Origin of the sequence: Arthrobacter sp., assembly GCF_048266065.1 — a bacterium.
Classification (GTDB): domain Bacteria; phylum Actinomycetota; class Actinomycetes; order Actinomycetales; family Micrococcaceae; genus Arthrobacter_H.
Genome location: NZ_JBLXAH010000006.1, coordinates 172,970 through 193,789, shown reverse-complemented (window position 1 = coordinate 193,789; position 20,820 = coordinate 172,970). Strand labels below are relative to the sequence as shown.

The window sequence follows — 20,820 nt, the reverse complement described above, 5'->3', positions numbered from 1 at the left end:
CTCAGGGCAGCGCGGTGCGCCGGAGCCCCCCGGCCACAAGCCCCAGGCAGGCCAGGCACAGCAGCAGGACGCCGCCGAGCAATACCGTGTAGGACGCCATGCCGGCCAAGCCGGCGAGCAGCACCGGCAGCAGGAATCCGCTGTAGCTGAGGCTGTAGTAGACGCCGGTGAGCCCGGCCAGGTCCCGGCCGGTGGCGATGCGCTGGATCTCCACCAGCCCGGACACCAGGGCGATGCCGTAGGAAACACCGAGCATCAGGGCACCTGCCGCCCCCGCCACCAGCGAGAGGTAGTGGGCGTTGACGGCGGCAATGCCCAGGCCGAGCAGCATGGCCCCCATGCCCACCAGCAGTGCCCGTCCACCGGTGGCCCGGTCGATGCGCGCCACGAACGGCTGGATGAGTGCCCCGGCGCCGAGGGTGAGCACGGTCAGCAGGGTGGCGTAGCCCAGCTGGAGGTCGCCGAGTTTCCCGCTCTCCAGCATGGGGATGACTGCGTAGGCCACCCCCGCCGTCGCGAAGACCCACGGGGCTGCGGGGACCACGACCCGGCGAAAACGGCGGTGCCCCGCCAGCGGAACCCTCAGGTCCTGCCGCAGGGTGGTCCCCTGGCGGCCGCGCGCCACGGTTTCGGGGGCCCTCACCAGTGGAATGAGCGCGAGCAGGCTCAAGGCGATGTGCAGGATGTACGGGGTGAGCGCCGGCGCGGGGCCCCACTGCGCCAGGGATCCGGAGGCCCCTGCACCCAGCCCAAAGCCAAGGGTCAGTGCCAGGGACGGCCGCCTGGCCCCGGCGGTGGCATCGGCTGCCGGATCGTAGGCCACACCGGACAATTCCTTGATCCAGCTGGTTCCCACGGCCATTCCGATGCCGACACCGAACCCGGCCAACAGGCGTCCGGCGCACATCAGCACCTCCTGGTGGTAGAACAGCCCCAGCACGATGCTGGCCAGGATCCCCAGCAGGACACCGGTCACCGCCACCGGTTTGCGGCCGTGGCGATCCGAGAGCGGGCCGCCGATGAGCAGCCCGGGAACCAGGCCCAGGACGTACGTGCCCAGGAACAGGTCAACGCTGAGCACCGAGTACGGGCCGAGGTCCCGGTAGAGGCCCAGCAGCGGCGTGAAGTGGTTGCCTCCCCACGCCATGACCAGCACGGCAGGGGCAACACGGAGCCAGGGGGCGGCGGGGAGCGCACGCATGGGGGATCACTTTCCTCAGGTGCCGGCGCGCGGCGGCGCGGGCGGTGGGTGGTTCGGGTGGGCCGGGAGCGGGACCGGCCATCAGGTGGTGGGGCTGCCTAGTTCCCGGTCACATGGGCCCGCAGCAGTTGCTCATACGCGCGGTGGTCCGGGGTGCGGAACAGCTCGGCCAACCGGGTGTGTTCGTCCACGAAGCGCTGGAGTTCGCCGGCCTTCTGCACGGTCAGGCACGTCAGCCGCGCCAGCCGGGGGCCCAGCTGCGCATAGAAGTCATCGATGATGGGGTTGCCCGAGGCGGCCACGACGCGGGCATGGAACTGGTGGTCGGCGCGGGCGAACGCCAAGTCGTCGCCGCTCGACAGGGCGTCGCGCTGGGCCCCGATCAACGCCAGCAGTTCCCCGACGAGTCCGGGTTCACGTCCTGCACTCCCCGCCTGCATTTCCACGGCACGGGATTCGAGCATGATGCGGACCTGGCGGAGATGCTGGTTCCCCGCGGCATCGGGAGTGGTGACGATGGCGCCCTTTTTCGGATAGAGGCGGAGCAGACCCTGGGCTTCAAGCACCAGGAAGGCCTCACGGACGGGGGTCCGGCTCACATCCAGTCGCTCGGCCACCTCCCCCTCGGTGACCCAGGTGCCTCCGGCCAGGGTGCCGCCGACAATGTCGGAGCTGACGTCGAGGTAGACGCGTTCAACCGCTGTCCGCGCCGGGGCGGCGTCCGGACGCCACGACCAGAAGCGGCTGACTTGTTGGTTCGTTGCCATGCCTCCATCCTAACGCATAAATACATTGATAAATGCATCAGGTGGTTGGCGGGTTCACTCGGGTCTTGAGTGAGGGCATCCGGGACGCATCGGAGGGGCCCCGGATCGCGCCGGCCGGCCCCACGGTATGGGGCAGGGTCCGGTCCCGCAGCAGGTTCTCCGGCAGCGCCCCTCCGGACAACCTCGTCATCGACGCGGCGGGCCGGGATCGCCCACCCCGCCAGCTGGCAGGAACACCACTCATGGGCGGCCATCCCAGCAAAGAAGAAGGCCCCGAACCCTTGTCAAACAAGGGATCGGGGCCGTTGGTGCCCGAGGTGGGACTCGAACCCACACACCTTTCGATATTGCATTTTGAGTGCAACGCGTCTGCCATTCCGCCACTCGGGCCTGCTCCACTCCCCCGGGTTCGACCCGGCCACGTGGACCGGGAAAACATCACAGGGATGCGTTGCGCTAAACAACTCTACATGCCGATAGGCTTGATGAGGAATCCGAGAACCCATCGCCCCGTTCCCCCGGGCAGCCAGGAGTAACGCCATGACAGAAGCCACCCCCGAGGCCACCTCGACGCCCGCCCGCCGGGTCGTTGTCGCCGAGGATGAAACGCTCATCCGGCTGGATATCGTCGAGATCCTCACCGGAGAGGGTTTCGACGTCGTTGCCGAAGCCGACAACGGCGAGAAGGCCGTGGAACTGGTGCGCGAGCACCGCCCCGATCTGGTGCTCATGGACGTGAAGATGCCCGTCATGGACGGCATCTCGGCCGCCGAGGCCATCGTGAAGGAACGCATCGCCCCGGTCGTCCTGTTGACGGCCTTCAGCCAGAAGGAACTGGTGGAACGTGCCCGCGAGGCCGGCGCCATGGCGTACGTAGTCAAGCCGTTCAGCCCGAACGACCTCATTCCCGCCATCGAGATCGCCATGTCGCGCCACGAGGAGATCATCGCCCTCGAACAGGAGGTCGGGGACCTGCAGGAGCAGTTTGCCACGCGCAAGCTGGTCGAACGCGCCAAGTCGGTCCTCACCACCAAGATGGGCCTGACCGAGCCGGAGGCCTTCCGCTGGATCCAGAAGACCTCGATGGATCGGCGCCTGAGCATGCGCGAGGTCGCCGAGACGATCATCGCCCAGGTGAAGTAGGGGCGGACCGGCCTGGCTCCACCCACAAGGAAAGTCCGGCGGCGGTCGGCCCACTCACGTGGGTCGACCGCCGCCGGACTTTCTTCTGCCCGAGCTGCTGGCCCTAGTTGCCCTTCACCTCGCGGCGGCTGGCGGCGTGGTCTTCGTCCACCTGGTCCTGGGTGCGCCAGGGGCCGACCTTCTCCTTGGCCGGTACCTGGTTCCGGCTGCCATCGAGCAGCTGTCCGGCGTCGGCAATGTCGCCCACGCGGTGGATGCGCAGGGAGTTGGTGGAGCCTGCTTGTCCGGGAGGGGAACCGGCTGCAATGACGACCAGGTCGTTGACCTCTGCCAGGCCCTCCTTCTGCAGCGCCTCATCGACCTGGGCCGTCATCTTGTCCGTGTGGTCGGCAAAGGCGACCAGCCGGGGCTGGACGCCCCAGACCAGCGTCAAGGTGTTGTAGGTCTGCTTCAACGGGGTGAATCCGAGCACCGGCTTCGACGGGCGCAGGCGGGACAGCCGGCGGGCCGAGTCGCCGGACTGGGTGAAGGCCACGATGAACTTCGCCTCGAGCTGGTCCGCGATTTCGACGGCGGCACGGGTGATCGCGCCACCGCGGGTCCGCGGACGGGTCCCCAGCGGCGGGATGCGCTCCAGGCCGTGGTCCTCGGTGGCGGTGATGATGCGGGCCATCGTCTCGATGGTCTCGATCGGGTAGGCACCCACCGAGGTTTCCCCGGAGAGCATGACGGCGTCGGCACCGTCGATGACGGCGTTCGCGCAGTCGGAGGCCTCGGCGCGGGTCGGCGTCGGGGATTCGATCATCGATTCCAGGACCTGCGTGGCCACGATGACCGGCTTCGCCCACCGACGGGCCAACTCCACGGCACGCTTCTGCACCAGCGGGACCTGCTCCAGCGGCAGTTCCACGCCGAGGTCGCCACGGGCGACCATGATGGAATCGAAGGCGTCGATGATCTCCTCGAGGTTGTCGACGGCCTGCGGCTTCTCGATCTTGGCGATGACGGGCAGGCGGCGGCCCTCCTCGTCCATGATCTGGTGCACGCGCTCGATGTCCGAGGCATTGCGCACGAACGACAACGCGATCATGTCGACCCCGGCGCGCAGCGCCCAGCGCAGGTCGTCCTCGTCCTTCTCGCTCAGCGCGGGGACGTTGACGGCCACCCCGGGAAGGTTGATGCCCTTGTTGTTGGACACCTCTCCCCCGGTGACGACCTCGGTCACGACCTGGCGGTCATCGACTTCCACGGCGCGTAGGGCCACTCGCCCGTCGTTGACGAGCAGCCGGTCGCCCACCGCGACGTCCTGGGGCAGGCCCTTGAACGTGGTCGAGCAGATGTCCTTGGTGCCCTCGACGTCGTCGATGGTGATGGTGAACCGGTCCCCGACGGCCAGCAGGTGCGGCCCGTTGGAGAACCGCCCCAACCGGATTTTGGGTCCCTGCAGGTCGGCAAACACGCCGACCGGACGTCCCAGCTTTTCGGAGGCCTGGCGGACGTTCGCCAGGTTCTCCGCGTGGGTCGAATACTCGCCGTGGCTCATGTTCAGCCGGGCGACGTCCACTCCGGCCTGGATCGCCTGCAGCGTCTTCTCGAAGGTCCCAATGGCCGGCCCGAAAGTGGCCACAATCTTTGCGCGTCTCATACCGAAAGCCTATCCGCCTTTACTCGTCCCGAAGAGGGGTGCGGACGGATCCGCATCCCGTTAGATCATGCCGATGGGCTGGTCGGTTGGCGCCACGGGGGCGGGCAGCCGGGTTTCGCCCATCAGGTACTTGTCCACCGCGGCGGCACAGGAGCGCCCCTCCGCAATGGCCCACACGATCAGCGACTGTCCGCGTCCGGCATCGCCGGCAGCAAACACGCCTGGCGTGTTGGTCATGTAGTAACCGTCACGGGCGACGTTGCCCCGGTCATCAAAATCGATCCCGGCCTGTTCATCCAGGCCGGCGGGTTCCGGCCCGGTGAAGCCCAGGGCCAGAAGCACGAGGTCGGCGGGAATCACGCGCTCCGTCCCGGCCTTGGGCCGACGGGCACCGTCGATGAATTCCGTTTCCGAAACCATGACGCCGGTCACACGACCGTCCTCTCCAAGGAACTCTACCGTAGATGCGAGGTACGTGCGTTCACCGCCTTCCTCATGGGCGGAGGCAACCTCGAACAACGTCGGGAACATGGGCCACGGCTGATGCCCCGGCCGCTCCCCCGGGGGCTGCTTGCCAATGGCCAGCGTGGTGACCGAGGCCGCCTGCTGGCGGTGTGCCGTGCCGATGCAGTCGGCGCCGGTATCGCCACCGCCCAGGATGACCACGTGCTTGCCCGCGGCATCGATCAGCCCCGGATCATCTTGCCCGGCGACCGCCCGGTTGGAGGGGACCAGGTAGTCCATGGCGAATTCCACGCCCTGCAGTTCCCGCCCGGGGATCGGCAGGTCGCGCGGCACCGTGGCACCGGTGGCCACCACGACGGCGTCGTAGCGTCGGCGCAGCTGGTCCCAGGAGATGTCCCGGCCCAGTTCCACGTTGGTCCGGAACCGGGTTCCCTCGGCTCGCATCTGGTCCAGCCGGCGTTCGAGCACGTTCTTTTCCATCTTGAAGTCGGGGATGCCGTAGCGCAGCAACCCGCCGATGGCGTCATCGCGTTCGTAGACCGCAACGGTGTGTCCGGCACGGGTCAGCTGCTGGGCCGCTGCGAGCCCTGCCGGCCCGGAACCGACGATGGCGACCGTCTGGTCGGTGTGCCGTTCGGCGGGAACCGGGACGACGGAACCGTCCTCGAACGCCTGCTCGGCGATGGAGACCTCCACCTGCTTGATGGTCACGGCCGGCTGGTTGATGCCCAGCACGCAGGAACTCTCACACGGGGCCGGGCACAGCCGCCCGGTGAATTCCGGGAAGTTGTTGGTCTCGTGGAGCCGGTCGCTGGCCTCGGCACGCCGTCCCTGCCGGGTCAGGTCGTTCCATTCGGGGATGAGGTTGCCCAGCGGGCAGCCCTGATGGCAGAACGGGATGCCGCAATCCATGCAGCGCGAGGCCTGTTGCTTCAGCACGCCGTCCTGTTGGCGTTCGTAGACCTCCCGGTAGTCCATGATGCGCACGGGCACCGGGCGGCGCGGCTGCGTGACGCGTTCGGTGATGGTCAGGAATCCGCGGGGATCAGCCATGGTGTGCCTCCAAAATACGGGTCCAGACGGTCTCGCCGTCCGGGTCGAGTCCTTCGCGTTCGGCGTCCTGCAGGGTGGCCATCACCGCCGCGTAGTTGACGGGAACCACTGCTGTCATGCGGGCCGCTGTGTCGGGGAAGTCGATCAGCAGCGACGCGGCCAGCGTCGAGCCGGTCTCTTCGGCATGGCGGGTCAACAGCGTCTTGACCAGTTCGCGGTCCGCCGCGTCCAGGGCCCGCAGCTCCAGTTCCCCGGCGTCCAGTGCCTGCCGGTTGAAGGCGCCGCGGTCTGCGTCGAGCAGGTAGGCGGTGCCGCCGGACATGCCGGCCCCGAAATTGCGGCCGGTCGGCCCCAGGATCAGTGCGGTGCCGCCGGTCATGTATTCGCACCCGTGGTCCCCGATGCCCTCGGTGACCGCTGTGGCCCCCGAGTTGCGGACCAGGAAGCGTTCGCCGACCAGTCCACGCAGGAACATCTCACCGCTGGTGGCGCCGTAGCCGACGACGTTTCCTGCGATGACGTTCTTCTCGGCGACCAGCCGGCCCCCACGGCCCGGGCGCACGATGACGCGTCCGCCGGAGAGCCCCTTGCCGACGTAGTCGTTGGCGTCGCCGTTCAGCCGCAGGGTGATGCCCGCCGGGAGGAAGGCGCCCAACGACTGTCCGGCGTTGCCGGTCAGGGTCACGTCGATGGTGTCGGTGGCCAGCTCCTCGGTGCCGAAGTGCCGGGTGACCTCGTGGCCGAGCATGGTGCCCACCGAACGGTCGGTGTTCACCACGTCCAACGCAATCCGCACCGGTTGGCGGGTGTCGAAGGCCTCGGAACTGAGCTCGATCAGCCGGTTGTCGAAGTGCTTCTCCAGCTGGTGGTCCTGCTGGATGAGGTTGCGCACCGGGGCGTCACCGCCCACCGAATCGTCCAGGACCGGTGTCAGGTCCAGGCCCTCGGTCTTCCAGTGCCGGATCGCCTCGGTGCTGTCCAGCAGCTGCGCCTGGCCGATGGCCTCCTCGATGCTGCGCAGTCCCAGCGATGCCAGCAGTTCGCGGACCTCCTGGGCCAGGAACTCGAAGAAGTTGACCACGAACTCCGGTTTGCCCGTGAAACGCGAACGCAACAGCGGGTTCTGCGTCGCGACGCCCACCGGACAGGTGTCCAGATGGCAGACGCGCATCATGATGCAACCCGAGACGACCAGCGGGGCCGTCGCGAAGCCGAATTCCTCGGCACCGAGCAGGGCCGCGATGACGACGTCGCGCCCGGTCTTCAGCTGCCCGTCGACCTGCACGACCACGCGGTCGCGCAACCCGTTCAGGCGCAGCGTCTGCTGCGCCTCGGCCAGGCCGAGCTCCCAGGGGGCACCTGCATGCTTGAGCGAGTTCAGCGGCGAGGCGCCGGTTCCGCCGTCGTGCCCGGAAACGAGGACGACGTCGGCGCGTGCCTTGGTCACGCCGGCGGCCACGGTGCCGATCCCGATGCCGGAGACCAGCTTGACGTGGATGCGGGCACGCGGGTTGGCGCGTTTGGCATCGTAGATCAGCTGGGCGAGGTCCTCGATCGAGTAGATGTCGTGGTGCGGCGGCGGGGAGATCAGGCCCACACCGGGGGTGGAATGCCGGGTCCTGGCCACCCAGGGGTAGACCTTCTGGCTCATCAGCTGGCCGCCCTCGCCGGGCTTGGCGCCCTGGGCCATCTTGATCTGGATGTCCTCGGCCTGGGTCAGGTACAGGCTGGTCACCCCGAAGCGGCCCGAGGCGATCTGCTTGACCGCCGAACGGCGCTCCGGGTCCATCAGCCGCTCGACGTCCTCGCCGCCCTCGCCGGTGTTGGACTTGCCGCCGAGCCGGTTCATGGCGATCGCCAGCGTCTCGTGCGCCTCCTGGGAGATGGAGCCGTAGCTCATGGCACCGGTCGCGAAGCGCTTGACGATCTCGGAGACCGGCTCGACCTCCTCAATCGGGACCGGCTCGCGGACCCCGGTCTTGAAGCGCAGCAGCCCGCGCAGGGTCATCAGCTCCCGCGACTGGTCATCGATCCCGCGGGTGTAGGCCTGGAAGATGTCGTAGCGGCGTTCGCGGGTCGCGTGCTGGAGGCGGAACACCGTCTCCGGGTTGAACAGGTGCGACGGTCCGTCGCGCCGCCACTGGTACTCGCCACCGGTTTCGAGGCGCTTGTGCGGTTCCTCGACCCCGTCGGAGGGGTAGGCGAAGCGGTGCCGGGCGGCTGTCTCTGCGGCGATGACGTCCAGTCCGACCCCGCCCAGCGGGGAGTGGGTGCCGGTGAAGTACTGGTCGATGACCGCAGCGGAGAGTCCCAGGGCGTCGAAGGTCTGGGCACCGCAGTAGGAGGCCACCGTCGAGATGCCCATCTTGGACATGATCTTCAGCACGCCCTTGCCCAGTGCCTTGATCAGGTTGCGGTGGGCCGTGTCGACGTCGACCCCGTCGAGGATCCCGGCGTCGGCCATCTCCTCCACGGTTTCCAGGGCCAGGTACGGGTTGATGGCGGAGGCGCCGTAGCCGATGAGCACCGCCACATGGTGGACCTCGCGGACGTCGCCGGTTTCGATGACCAGGGAGGTCTTCGTGCGGTTGGCGCTGCGCAGCAGGTGGTGGTGCACCGCGGAGGTCAGCAGCAGCGACGGGATCGGTGCCCACTGCGCGTTGGAGTCACGGTCGGACAGGACGATGAACTTCACCCCGCGGTTGATCGCGGCGGAAACCTGTTCGCAGATCTCCTGCAGGCGGTTCTTCAGCTCCGTCGCTCCGCCCTCGGGCCGGTACAGTCCCCTGACCTTCAGCGAGGCCTTGGAACCGTCCGCCCCGCGGATGTTGGCGATCTTGGCCAGTTCGTCATTGGTGATGACCGGGAAATCGAGCGAGACGTGCCGGGTGCCGACCTGGGTGAGGTCCAGCAGGTTGCCATCGGGGCCGATCGAGGTGGACATGCTGGTGACCAGTTCCTCGCGGATGGAATCCAGCGGCGGGTTGGTGACCTGGGCGAAGGACTGCACGAAGTAGTCGAAGAGCAGCCGGGGACGCTGGGACAACACAGCGATGGGGGTGTCGGTGCCCATGGCGCCGAGCGGTTCGGCGCCGGTGCGTGCCGTGGGGGCCAGCAGGATGCGCTTCTCCTCCTCCGTGTAGCCGAAGGTGCGTTGCCGCAGCTGCACTGAGGCCGGGTTGTGCGAGACGTGTTCGCGTTCGGGCAGCTCGGCCAGGGAGATGAGGTTTTCCCGGACCCATTCACGCCACGGGTTCGCTGCGGCAACCTGGGCCTTGATCTCTTCGTCCTCCACGATGCGTCCGGCATCGGTGTCGATGAGGAACATCTTGCCCGGGGATACCCGCCCCTTGCGCACAATGCGTTCCTCGGGGATGTCCAGGACGCCCACCTCGGAGGCCAGGACCACCAGGCCCTCGTCGGTCACCCAGTAGCGGGCCGGGCGCAGGCCGTTGCGGTCCAGCACCGCGCCGGCGACCCGGCCGTCGGTGAAGGAGACGGCGGCGGGGCCGTCCCAGGGTTCCATGAGCATGGAGTGGTAGCGGTAGAACGCACGGCGGTCCTCGTCCATCGTGGTGTGGTTTTCCCACGCCTCGGGGATCATCATCATGATCGCCTGGGTGATGGGGCGGCCGGAGAGCATGAGCAGTTCGGCAACCTCGTCGAACGACGCCGAATCCGAGGCGCCGGGGGTGCAGATCGGGAACAGCTCCTCCGGGTCCTCCCCCAGCAGCGGGGCGGCCAGCTGGGATTGCCGGGCGCGCATCCAGTTGCGGTTGCCGCGCACGGTGTTGATCTCCCCGTTGTGGGCGATGGTGCGGAACGGCTGGGCCAGGGGCCAGGAGGGGAACGTGTTGGTGGAAAAACGCGAGTGCACGATGGCCAGCGAGCTGGCGAACCGCGGGTCCGAGAGGTCCGGGTAGAACGGCTCGAGCTGGGCGGTGGTGAGCATCCCCTTGTAGACCATGGTCCGGGAGGAGAAGGAGGGGAAGTAGACCCCGAGCTTGTTCTGGGCCCGCTTGCGCAGCCGGAAGGCCCGGGCGTCGAGCTCGGAGGTGTCCTCGGAGGCGTCGAGGCCGACGAAGAACTGGACCAGGCGCGGCATGCAGGAGCGGGCCATGGCACCAATCAGGTCGCCGTCGATGGGGACCTCGCGCCAGCCCAGGACGCGGAGGTCCTGCTGGGCGGCCAGTTCCTCGAGCCCGGAGCGGGTGGTGGCCTCGGCCGCCGGGTCATCGGGCAGGAAGGCGGTTCCGGCGGCGTAGCGGCCGGGGGCGGGGAGGTTGAAGTCGACGACCGCCCGGAAGAATTCGTCGGGCATCTGCGTCAGGATCCCGGCGCCGTCGCCAGATCCCTCGTCGGCGCCCACGGCCCCGCGGTGTTCGAGGTTGCGCAGCGCGCGCAGGGCGTTGTCCACGATCTGGTGCGTGGGCCTGCCGTGCAGGGTGGCGACCATGGCCAGCCCGCAGGCGTCTTTTTCCTGGTCGGGACGGTAGAGGCCCTGGGCCTCGGGTAGTGCTGCAAAGCGGGTGAAGGGCGAGGTCACGACCTCGCCTGGAACTCGCGAGGCATTCTGCTGGTCTCCAGTCAGGTTCATGGTGGTTCCTCTCAATCGGGACGTCCGGGCCCCGTCGAACAGGACGGGGTACGGACCAGGGGTCAGGGAGTCCGAAGGACGGTGAGCCGGGGTGGGGAGCATCGTGGCCTTCGGCCGGCAGGGTTGACACCTGGGCAATGGCGCACAGGGACCGTGCCGGCGGGTCCACGTCATCGTGAAAGGCAGCCGCGTCCAAGGGGTGGTGGCCGGTGGGGCTGCATCCGCGGTTCACCGCGGGCAGCTGTGAAGCAACCCCACGGGAAACGTAAAAGGAGATTAGCACCTCACGGGCCGACGACCCCCGCCGGAAACATAACGTTTACATTGGGGCAGCAATTGTGTCGCGCACCGGAAACCTGGGTGTGGGGCTCTCCGGGGCGCCCCGGGCAGGTCAGGCGCTGCGGTCGCTGAGTTCCGCGGCGAGTGCGCCAACCGCTTCCACGCCGCCATCGCGCAGTGCCGCGACCAGTGCGGTGCCGACGATGACGCCGTCGGCGTAGGCGCCGATTTCGCGCACATGCTCGGCCTTGGAGACGCCGAGGCCGACGCAGGCACGCGGGGCACCCGCGTGGTGGGCGGCGTCGACGACGGCGCGGGCCGCGGAGGACACCGACGTGCGGGCGCCGGTGACGCCCATGATGGACACGCAGTAGACGAAGCCGCTGCTGGCCTTCACCGTGGTGTCCATGCGCTCGGGGGTGGAGCTCGGTGCGACCAGGAAGATGCGTTCCAGCCCGTGCTTGTCGGAGGCGGTGAACCATTCGGCTGCCTCGTCGGGAACGAGGTCGGGGGTGATCAGCCCGGCCCCACCGGCGTCGGCCAGGCGGCGGGAGAACTCGTCGACTCCCATGCGCATGACGGGGTTCCAGTACGTCATCACCAGGACCGCTGCGTTGCAGCGTTCGGTGATGGCCCTGACGATGTCGAAGATCTGGGCGACACGGAAGCCCTGCGCCAGCGACTGCACGGTGGCCGCCTGGATGACGGCACCGTCCATCACGGGGTCCGAGTAGGGAATGCCGATCTCGATGACGTCGGCCCCGTTTTCGGCGACAGCAACCGCGGCGTCGATGGTGGTCTGCACGTCGGGGAAGCCGGCCGGCAGATAGGCGATCAGGGCCGGGCGGCCCTGGCTGCGGGCACGCTCGATGGCTGCCTCGGAGGTCATGCGGATCACTTGGCTTCACCTGTTTCGGTGTCGATGAGGTCGAACCATTCGGCGGCGGTTCCCACGTCCTTGTCGCCGCGGCCCGAGAGGTTCACGATCATGATCTTCTCCCGGGGGTCGCCACCTGCCTCGGCGAGCTGGCGGCCCACGCGCAGGGCGCCGGCCAGCGCGTGGGCGGATTCGATGGCGGGGATGATGCCCTCGGTGCGGCAGAGCAGGCTGAAGGCCTCCATCGCCTCGGTGTCGGTCACCGGTTCGTAGGTGACGCGTCCGATGTCGTGCAGGTAGGAATGCTCCGGGCCGACGCCCGGGTAGTCCAGTCCGGCGGAGATGGAATGCGATTCGATGGTCTGCCCGTCCTCGTCCTGCATCAGGTAGCTGCGGGCACCATGCAGGACGCCGGGACGCCCCAGGGTGATGGTGGCAGCGTGACGGTCGGTGTCCACGCCGTCGCCGCCGGCCTCAAAGCCGTAGATGGCAACCGAGGGGTCATCCAGGAAACCGTGGAAGATGCCGATGGCGTTGGACCCGCCGCCGATGCAGGCGCACACCGCGTCGGGCAGCCGCCCGGTCTGGGCCAGGATCTGCTCCCGGGCCTCGTCGCCGATGACCTCGTGGAAGTACCTGACCATGGCCGGGAACGGGTGGGCACCGGCGGCGGTGCCCAGCAGGTAGTGGGTGTTCTCCACGTTGGCCACCCAGTCGCGCAGGGCCTCGTTGATGGCGTCCTTGAGCGTTTGGGAACCGACGGTGACGGGAACGACCTCGGCGCCGAGCAGGCGCATCCGCGCCACATTCAATGCCTGGCGGCGGGTGTCCTCGGCGCCCATGTAGACGACGCATTCCAACCCCATCAGGGCCGCTGCCGTCGCGCTGGCGACGCCGTGCTGGCCGGCGCCGGTTTCGGCGATGATGCGGGTCTTGCCCATGCGCTTGGCCAGCAGGGCCTGGCCGAGCACGTTGTTGATCTTGTGGCTTCCGGTGTGGTTGAGGTCCTCGCGCTTGAGGAAGACCCTCACCCCACCGGCGTGTTCGGAGAAGCGCCTGGCCTCGGTCAGCAAGGAGGGCCGGCCCGAGTAGTTGCGGTTCAGCTCGTTGACCTCGTCGATGAACTCCGGATCGGCCTTGGCCTTCTCGAAGGTGTCGTTGAGTTCATCCAACGCGGCAATGAGCGATTCGGGCATCCAGCGGCCACCGAAGTCACCGAAGTACGGGCCCGGCGCGTGGCGCAGGCTGTGGCCTCCGGCCAGGAAGGCGTCGGCAGGCTGTGCGTTCGCTTCCGCGGGTTCTTCTGGTCTCTGGCTCATGCGTGGCCGTCCTTAGGTCTGGCAGGGTGGATGGCTGGTCCGCGGGATCGGCTAGCGTCCACGCGGTGGCTTGGCCGCACTGCCGGCGTCGATGAACGAGCGCAGCGCGGAGATGGGGTCATGGTCCTTGACCAGGGCCTCGCCGACGAGCACGGCGTCGGCTCCATGGGATCCATAGAGTGCGACGTCCTCGCTGGTGCGGATGCCGGATTCGGCGACGATGACCGCCGAATCCGGGATGTCACCGACCAGCCGGGCGAAGTTCCCGCGGTCCACGTCGAGCGTCTTGAGGTTGCGGACGTTGACCCCGATGATGCGGGCCCCGACGCGCAGGGCACGTTCGACCTCGCCGGAGGTGTGGGTTTCCACCAGGGCGTTCATGCCCAGATCGTGGGTCAAATCCAGGAAGGCCGAAAGCTCATGGTCCTCCAATGCCGCGACGATCAGCAGCACGAGGTCGGCACCGTGGGCCCGGGCTTCGTGGATCTGGTACGGGTCCACGGTGAAGTCCTTGCGCAGCAACGGTGTGTCCACTGCGGCGCGCACCGCATCGAAATCGGCCAGCGAGCCACCGAAGCGGCGTTGTTCGGTCAGCACCGAAATCGCGGAAGCGCCCCCGTCGCGGTACTGGCGGGCCAGCTCCGCGGGTTCGGGAATATCGGCCAACGCCCCCTTCGAGGGGCTGCGGCGCTTGACCTCGGAGATGACCCGCAGCCGCTGGTCGCGTTGGCTCGAATCGTGGTGCCCACCCAGCGCCGTGTACGCGTCACGGGCGGGTGCCGCCGCTTGGGCGCGGGCCCGGATGGCCGTGTCGCCGACGCGGAGGCGGCGTTCGTGCAGGTCCTCGCGAACGCCGGTGATGATGTCCTCGAGTACCGTCACTCCTAGTGGCCGTTGCCGTTCGAACGGTGGCCGCCGACGCCGAAGCCGGCCTGGCGCATGACGCCGCCGGCGATGAGGCCGATGACGATGATGGCAATGCCGATGTAGACCACGACGGCGGCGTGCAGGGCAAACGCGATGCAACCCACGAGCATTCCGACCAGCATGATGCCGACGGCCGTCCAGGCGGCAACGCTGTTGCCGTGTCCGACGGGTTCGGACAGAACCGGGTCAAGGCCCTCAGGGTTCTGGGCGGTCACGTTGCTTGACATGTTCTGATCTACTCCTCGATGCCTCAGGTATCCCGGTAGCGTGCCGGGCCAAACTGCTTACCATTCTGCCATTCTTTTCGGCTCGATGCCGCCATGTTGCGCCGGAAGGAACCGAGGCGCGTCACCGCGTGGGGTCCTCGCCCCGCGAGAGGCTGTCCCAGCCGTCGATCTCATCCAGGGACCCGGTTTCGCCGGCTGCCGTGGACGCATCGGCCCCGTCGGCCGCGTCCGTCGTGGAGCCGGGTGCCGACGTTGCGCCATCGACCGGGGCGACGGTCGCCGGGGTGTATTTGCGGCTGGCCCGCCAAGTGCGTCCGGCGATGGCCAGCCAGATGGCCGAGGCCATGATCCAGACACCGATGACGACCGTGAGCCAAGGCCAGAAGGTCACCGTGTAATCGCCCTGGATGCGCATGGTTCCGGCGGAGGCGCCGACCTTGGAGACGGAGGCGGCCACCGGGTCCGCGAGTGCGGTCAGTGCGGAGGCGGCAATGCCCAGTCCCGACAACAAGACGAGCACCGCGATGACCCACCGGGCCAGGCGCCCCGCAATGGCCGCGGCGACGGAACCGGCCAGGGCGACCACCGCCAGGGCGGCGACGGCGGTCGCCGCGTCCTTCCCCGACACGTCGAAGGCCTGGACGTTGATGGCGCCGGAGGCCGGCACGACGTGGATCCAGGTGCGGGTGCTCATCGCGAGTCCGGCGATGCCGCCGATGACACCGGCGAACACGACAAAGCGCTTGGACAGCCACCGGTTCCCGGTCGGTCGTTGGGGTGCGACGGGCATGGGGGTGCTGCTCATGACTTCTCCTCGGGGGTGGCCGGTTGGAGCGTTCGTGCCGCCCAGACGGCGCGCAGTGGCGCGGCCGCCTTGTTGATGCTTTCCTGTGACTCGGCGTCCAGGTCCGAATCGGCGACGATCCCGCCGCCGGCCTGGATGTAGGCCCGCCCGTCCTTGAGCAACGCCGAGCGGATGGCGATCGCCATGTCCATGTCCCCGGCGAAATCCAGGTAGCCCACGACGCCTCCGTAGACGCCGCGGCGGTGCGGCTCCATCTCGTCGAGCAGGCGCAGGGCGCGTGGCTTGGGGGCGCCGGAGAGCGTACCCGCGGGGAAGGTCGCGGCCAGGACGTCGTAGGCGGTGGAGCGCGCATCGAGTCGTCCGACGACGTTGGAGACCAGGTGCATGATGTGACTGAAGCGTTCGACCTCCATGAACTGGGTGACCTCCACGGTGCCGGGTTCGCAGACCTTGGAGAGGTCGTTGCGGCTCAGGTCCACGAGCATGAGGTGCTCGGCACGTTCCTTCTCGTCCGAGAGCAGGTCCTTCTCGTGCAGGTGGTCCTCTTCATAGGTCGCCCCGCGCGGGCGGGAGCCGGCGATCGGGTGGGTCACGACGTCGCGGTCGTTCACGGTGACCAGCGCCTCGGGCGAGGACCCGACGATGGCGTAGGCACCGCCGTCGGAATCCTGGAGGTTGTACAGGTACATGTAGGGGCTGGGGTTCGTGGTGCGCAGGATGCGGTACACATCCAGCGGGTCGGCGGTGCATTCGAGCTCGAATCGCCGCGAGACCACCACCTGGAAGACCTCGCCGTCCACGATGGCCTCCTTGCCGCGCAGGATGGCCTGCCGGTATCCGTCCTCGTCCCAGCTGTGGGTCACCGCTTCCATGAGTTCCGCGGAGGGGACCTGCGTTCCCGAAAAGACGGAGACGGATCCGGGGGCGTCGGCGGTGAGCCCGTCGAGCATGGAGTGCAGGCGTGCGACGGCATCGGCGTAGGCCTCATCGACGCCGGTGTCGGCGCCATCCTGGTTGATGGCATTGGCTATGAGGGTAAGCGTGGAGTCACGGTTGTCCAGCACTGCCATGTCACCGACCAGGTTCATGGCCAGTTCGGGCACGCCGAGGTCATCCGGTGGCGGGTCCGGAAGCCGTTCCCAGTGGCGCACGCTTTCCCACCCGACGAATCCGACCATGCCCGAGGTGAACGGCGGCAGGTCCGCCAACGGCTCGGTGCGCAGCATCGCTACGGTGTCCCGCAGGACCTCGACCGGGCTTCCCTCGGTGGGCACGCCGGCCGGCGGGGAACCGATCCAGTGCGCCTTGCCGTTCCGGGTGGTCAGGGTGGCCCGGGAGCCGCATCCGATGAACGAGTACCTGCTCCAGACCCCGCCGGCCGCAGCGCTTTCGAGCAGGAACGTTCCCGGGCGGCCACCGGCCAGGCGTTCGTAGACGGCGATGGGAGTGAGCGTGTCGGCCAGGACGCGCAGGTTCACGGGAATGACACTGCGGCTGTGGGCGAGTTCGCGGAACTGCTCCAGGCTGGGGGAAATGACCCCGAATTCATTCATGCTGTGGTGGGTTTCCTTGCGTGGTCGGTGGTCTGGGCGCGGTCCGGGAGGGGGCCCTGGACGGCGGGCAGTTCACGGCCGTCGAAGCAGGTGCGGGTGCCGGTGTGGCAGGCGGCGCCGACCTGGTGGACGCGGATGAGCAGGGCATCGCCGTCGCAGTCCAGGGCGACGGAGCGCACGAGCTGCTGGTGCCCGGAGGTGTCGCCCTTGCGCCAGTACTCGTTGCGGGAACGGGACCAGAAGGTGACCCTGCCGGTGGTGAGCGTGCGGCGCAGGGCCTCGTCGTCCATCCATCCGAGCATGAGCACCTCGGCGGTGTCGTGCTGCTGGATGATGGCTGCCACCAGGCCGTGGGAGTCGCGTTTGAGTCCGGCGGCGATCCCGGGGTCGAGGGTAGGTTCCGGGGGCTGGGGGGCTGGGTTCTGCGGCATCGTGTCCAGTCTACTGGCCGCGGCGGTGCGCCACGCAGTCCGGTATCGGCTGTTACCCCTCCGCAGGCCCGTGATCGTGCTAGTTTCAAGGTGATGCGATACGTACCCCCGTCCCGTGAAGTTCTCGCCGAGGTCCTGCAGGCAGCCGGCCCGGACGAGCAGACGCTGTGTGCCGGCTGGAAGACCCGTCATCTGGCCGCCCACCTGGTGTTGCGTGAGCACAGCCCCTGGGCCGCCGGACTGGCCATTGCACCACTTCAGGCCCCGATGGAGCGCCGGATGGACCGCCTGGCCCGCCGCGCCGAGGACCCGGGACACTATGCCGAACTCGTCGACCGCTTCCGGCGTGGTCCCGCCGCCTTCTCCCCGATGGCCCTGCCCGCGCTCGAACATGCGGCGAACCTCATCGAGTTCTTCGTGCACACCGAGGACGTCAGGCGCGGTGTTGACCGCTGGGCACCGCGGGTGCTCGACGCCGAATACTCCGAGGTGCTCTGGGAGGCCCTGATCCGCCGGGCCGCCCTCTATTACCGCGGGGTCGACGTCGGGGTGATCCTGCGCCGCCCGGATGGCCAACGCCATGTGGTCCGCAAGGCGGCCACGTCGGTGGCGATCACCGGGGTCCCGGGAGAGTTGATGATGCACGCCAACGGCCGTCGGGACCACGCGCTGGTCACGTTCGAGGGATCGGACGACGCCTTGGCCCTGTTCACCAGTTCACTGGCCTGACCCCGCCGGGGCGGGCTCCCGGTGGGGCCGCCGTTCCCGCCTAGAGGCTCCGGGTGCGGTAGTGGTAGCTCGAGGCGGTGCTGAAGCCCAGGGCGTTGTAGAGCACGATCGCCCCGACGTTGCTTTCGCGCACCTGCAGCCAGACCCCGCCGAGGACACGCCGGTAGGCCTCGTGCAGGACGGCCTCCATCACCAGCCGCGAGTAGCCGCGACGCCTGGCCTCGGGGCGCGTGGTCACGCAGTAGATCCCGGCGTACTCCCCCACCGGGGCCAGCCGGGCAATCGACTCGATCCGGCCGTCCACCCGGAGCCCGACGTAGGTGGCCGGTGAGCCCTTCAGGATGCGGCGGGAGACCTCGCGGTCATCCGGCGCCGCCGGTCCATCCTGGTACCAGAAGACCTCCAGCCACTCCTGCGAGGGCTCATCGGAGAATTCGATGCGTGGATCCACCCGCACGTCGGCAAAGCGCCCGAGTTCGGAGCCGTCCATGACCTGCACCAGCGTGGGGGTGCCCACCGTGTAGCCGCGGGCCGCCAGGTAGTCATCGAGATCTGCCGGCTGTGCTGCAGGGCTGATCTGAAAGGTGGAGTTCAGCCAGCGGGCGGCACTGCGTGTTTCGACCTCGGCCACGGCTGCAGCAACGTCATTGGGCGTCGCGGCGGGCAACACGGAATTGGCCCGCTGGGTGATGCCCGCGGAGAACCTGAGGGTCCACCCGCCCAGGGCGCTCTTTTCCAGGGCCGGCCACGCGGCGTCCATCAACTGGTCGAGCTCTGCTGGTTCAGCGAACAGGGTAACCTGCCTCCTTGATGGCCTGCTTGACCCGGGCGATCATGTCGACCGGGCCGAAGTGGAAGATCGAGGCTGCGAGGACCGCGTCGGCACCGGCGGCGATGGCCGCGGGAAAATGTTCGGGCGCACCGGCACCGCCGGAGGCGATGATCGGCACGTTGACGGCCGCCCGGATGGCGGCAATCATCTCGACGTCGAAACCTTCCTTGGTTCCGTCGGCGTCGATCGAGTTTAACAGGATCTCCCCGACTCCGCTCTCGGCGGCCTCACGCGCCCAGGCCACGGCGTCCCGCCCCGACCCGTTGCGGCCACCGTGGGTGGTGACCTCGAAACCCGAGGCCAAGGTGGGGTCGGTGGTCCGGCGGGCGTCCACGGAGAGCACCAGGACCTGCGAACCAAAGCGGTGGGTGATCTCCCGGATGACGTCGGGGCGCTCCACGGCTGCGGTGTTGATGGATGCCTTGTCGGCCCCGGCGCGCAACAGCCGGTCGACGTCGTCGGCGGTCCGGACGCCGCCACCGACGGTGAGCGGGATGAAGACCTCTTCGGCGGTGGTGCGCACGACGTCGAAGGTGGTCTCCCGGTTCCCGGAGCTGGCCGTCACGTCCAGGAACGTCAATTCGTCGGCGCCTGCCGCGTTGTAGCGTTTGGCCAGCTCGACCGGATCGCCCGCGTCACGCAGGCCCTCGAAGTTCACGCCCTTGACGACTCGCCCTGCATCGACGTCGAGGCACGGAATGACACGGATGGCAACGCTCACGGGGTCGACCTCCTAGATGCGGATGGCGTGGATGTTGGTCACCAGGATGGCGCGGGCCCCCAGGTTGTACAACTCGTCCATGATGTTGTTGGCCTGGGCCTGCTTCACCATGGAGCGCACGGCGACCCAGTCCCCGTCCTGCAGCGGGGAGACGGTGGGTGACTCTAGTCCCGGGGTCAGGGCGCAGGCCTGCTGGACCAGGTCCTTGCGGATGTCGTAGTCCAGCATCGCGTACCGCCGGGCCACCAGCACGCCCTGCAAACGGCGGGTGAGGATCTCCAGGCCGTGCGGGTTTTCGCCGGTGCGGCCGATGAGCACTGCCTCGGATTCCAGGATCGGTTCCCCGAAGGTCTCCATGCCGGCGGCACGCAACGTGCTTCCGGTCTCCACCACGTCGGCGATGGCGTCCGCCACCCCGAGTCGGACCGAGGACTCGACGGCCCCGTCCAGACGGACCACCGAGGCATCGATGCCTTCACGGTCCAGGAAGCTGCGCAGCAATCCGTCGTAGCTGGTGGCGATGCGCTTGCCGTGGAGCTGCTCGACCGAGGAGAAATCGCCGACCGGTCCCGCGAAGCGGAAGGTCGAGGCACCCAGCCCCAGGGGCAGCAGTTCCTCGGCGTCCCCATTCACCCCGGCGTCCAGGAAGAGGTCACGTCCGGTGATCCCGACGTCGAGGATGCCGCGTCCGACGTAGACGGCGATGTCACGCGGGCGCAGGTAGAAGAATTCGACGTCGTTGTCCGGGTCGACCATGACCAGTTCGCGGTTGTCGCGGCGCTGGCGGTATCCGGATTCGTTGAGCATGGCGGTGGCGGCCTCGGAGAGGGCGCCCTTGTTCGGTACGGCTACTCGCAACATGGCGGTGCTCTTTTCTGTGCTGGCTGGACTGGTGGTCGGTCATCTGGCATCGCGTGCCGCCTGCCCCGTCGATGGCGGGGCGTGGCGGCTAGAGATGCTTGTAGACGTCCTCCAGCGACAGGCCCTTGGCCAGCATCATCACCTGCAGGTGGTACAGCAACTGGGAGATTTCCTCCGCGGCTTCGGCGTCGGTCTCGTATTCGGCGGCCATCCAGACTTCGGCGGCTTCCTCCACGATCTTCTTGCCGATGCCGTGGACACCCGAATCCAGCTCCGCAATGGTCCGGGAGCCGGTGGGGCGTTCCCGTGCCTTGTGGGCCAGTTCGGCAAAGAGGGTGTCAAAGGTTTTCACCCCTCAAGGGTAGCCGTTGGCGGCCCGCCTGCCCGA

Annotated in this window: 18 protein-coding genes and 1 tRNA gene; 2 read left to right on the top strand and 17 right to left on the bottom strand. The window is 68.3% G+C overall.

Annotated features, from left to right (window positions below):
- Position 1: 1 nt before the first annotated feature.
- From ACN0TP_RS11685 to ACN0TP_RS11675, 3 genes are all read right to left on the bottom strand, one after another.
- Positions 2–1,201, bottom strand: a complete 1,200-nt coding sequence (locus tag ACN0TP_RS11685; protein WP_417219173.1) for an MFS transporter — start codon at positions 1,199–1,201, stop codon at positions 2–4.
- A gap of 98 nt (positions 1,202–1,299) precedes the next feature.
- A complete protein-coding gene (locus tag ACN0TP_RS11680; RefSeq protein ID WP_417219172.1) occupies positions 1,300–1,968 on the bottom strand; it encodes a GntR family transcriptional regulator in 669 nt (222 codons plus the stop codon).
- Positions 1,969–2,274: 306 nt separating this feature from the next.
- A tRNA-Leu gene (locus ACN0TP_RS11675) sits at positions 2,275–2,358 on the bottom strand.
- Between the two features lie 150 nt (positions 2,359–2,508).
- On the opposite strand from ACN0TP_RS11675, the gene ACN0TP_RS11670 reads away from it, so the two are divergent.
- Entirely contained in the window at positions 2,509–3,111 is a 603-nt protein-coding gene (locus tag ACN0TP_RS11670; protein ID WP_417219171.1) for an ANTAR domain-containing response regulator, read from the top strand.
- Between the two features lie 103 nt (positions 3,112–3,214).
- Here ACN0TP_RS11670 and pyk read toward each other — a convergent pair whose 3' ends face one another.
- The 10 genes from pyk to hisI form a co-directional block, all read right to left on the bottom strand.
- Positions 3,215–4,756, bottom strand: coding sequence for a pyruvate kinase (gene pyk / locus ACN0TP_RS11665; RefSeq protein WP_417219170.1), 1,542 nt, complete (start codon positions 4,754–4,756; stop codon positions 3,215–3,217).
- A 60-nt stretch (positions 4,757–4,816) separates the two neighbouring features.
- On the bottom strand, positions 4,817–6,274 hold the full coding sequence (locus tag ACN0TP_RS11660; protein WP_417219168.1) for a glutamate synthase subunit beta: 1,458 nt from the start codon (positions 6,272–6,274) through the stop codon (positions 4,817–4,819).
- The gene (gltB, locus tag ACN0TP_RS11655; RefSeq protein ID WP_417219167.1) at positions 6,267–10,871 is read right to left on the bottom strand and encodes a glutamate synthase large subunit; all 4,605 of its coding nucleotides are present in this window, start codon (positions 10,869–10,871) and stop codon (positions 6,267–6,269) included. Before gltB ends, ACN0TP_RS11660 begins: the two co-directional genes overlap by 8 nt.
- Positions 10,872–11,262: 391 nt before the next feature.
- A complete protein-coding gene (gene trpA, locus ACN0TP_RS11650; RefSeq protein ID WP_417219403.1) occupies positions 11,263–12,039 on the bottom strand; it encodes a tryptophan synthase subunit alpha in 777 nt (258 codons plus the stop codon).
- 5 nt (positions 12,040–12,044) lie between these two features.
- Positions 12,045–13,346, bottom strand: a complete 1,302-nt coding sequence (trpB, locus tag ACN0TP_RS11645; RefSeq protein WP_417219165.1) for a tryptophan synthase subunit beta — start codon at positions 13,344–13,346, stop codon at positions 12,045–12,047.
- Positions 13,347–13,397: 51 nt separating this feature from the next.
- Positions 13,398–14,228, bottom strand: a complete 831-nt coding sequence (trpC, locus tag ACN0TP_RS11640) for an indole-3-glycerol phosphate synthase TrpC (RefSeq protein ID WP_417219163.1) — start codon at positions 14,226–14,228, stop codon at positions 13,398–13,400.
- A 2-nt stretch (positions 14,229–14,230) separates the two neighbouring features.
- Positions 14,231–14,500, bottom strand: a complete 270-nt coding sequence (locus ACN0TP_RS11635) for an HGxxPAAW family protein (RefSeq protein ID WP_417219162.1) — start codon at positions 14,498–14,500, stop codon at positions 14,231–14,233.
- 121 nt (positions 14,501–14,621) lie between these two features.
- Complete coding sequence (locus ACN0TP_RS11630) at positions 14,622–15,305, bottom strand: Trp biosynthesis-associated membrane protein (protein ID WP_417219161.1); 684 nt, start codon at positions 15,303–15,305, stop codon at positions 14,622–14,624.
- Complete coding sequence (locus ACN0TP_RS11625; RefSeq protein WP_417219158.1) at positions 15,302–16,858, bottom strand: anthranilate synthase component I; 1,557 nt, start codon at positions 16,856–16,858, stop codon at positions 15,302–15,304. Before ACN0TP_RS11625 ends, ACN0TP_RS11630 begins: the two co-directional genes overlap by 4 nt.
- A complete protein-coding gene (gene hisI / locus ACN0TP_RS11620; protein WP_417219156.1) occupies positions 16,855–17,289 on the bottom strand; it encodes a phosphoribosyl-AMP cyclohydrolase in 435 nt (144 codons plus the stop codon). Before hisI ends, ACN0TP_RS11625 begins: the two co-directional genes overlap by 4 nt.
- 93 nt (positions 17,290–17,382) lie before the next feature.
- On the opposite strand from hisI, the gene ACN0TP_RS11615 reads away from it, so the two are divergent.
- Entirely contained in the window at positions 17,383–18,018 is a 636-nt protein-coding gene (locus ACN0TP_RS11615) for a TIGR03085 family metal-binding protein (RefSeq protein ID WP_417219154.1), read from the top strand.
- 40 nt (positions 18,019–18,058) lie between these two features.
- Here ACN0TP_RS11615 and ACN0TP_RS11610 read toward each other — a convergent pair whose 3' ends face one another.
- From ACN0TP_RS11610 to ACN0TP_RS11595, 4 genes are all read right to left on the bottom strand, one after another.
- Positions 18,059–18,778, bottom strand: a complete 720-nt coding sequence (locus ACN0TP_RS11610) for a GNAT family N-acetyltransferase (protein WP_417219153.1) — start codon at positions 18,776–18,778, stop codon at positions 18,059–18,061.
- A gap of 22 nt (positions 18,779–18,800) precedes the next feature.
- Positions 18,801–19,571 (bottom strand): imidazole glycerol phosphate synthase subunit HisF, encoded by a 771-nt coding sequence (gene hisF / locus ACN0TP_RS11605; RefSeq protein ID WP_417219151.1) that lies wholly within the window; start codon positions 19,569–19,571, stop codon positions 18,801–18,803.
- Positions 19,572–19,583: 12 nt separating this feature from the next.
- Entirely contained in the window at positions 19,584–20,432 is an 849-nt protein-coding gene (gene hisG, locus ACN0TP_RS11600; RefSeq protein WP_417219149.1) for an ATP phosphoribosyltransferase, read from the bottom strand.
- Positions 20,433–20,520: 88 nt separating this feature from the next.
- Entirely contained in the window at positions 20,521–20,784 is a 264-nt protein-coding gene (locus ACN0TP_RS11595; protein ID WP_417219147.1) for a phosphoribosyl-ATP diphosphatase, read from the bottom strand.
- Positions 20,785–20,820 lie beyond the last annotated feature (36 nt).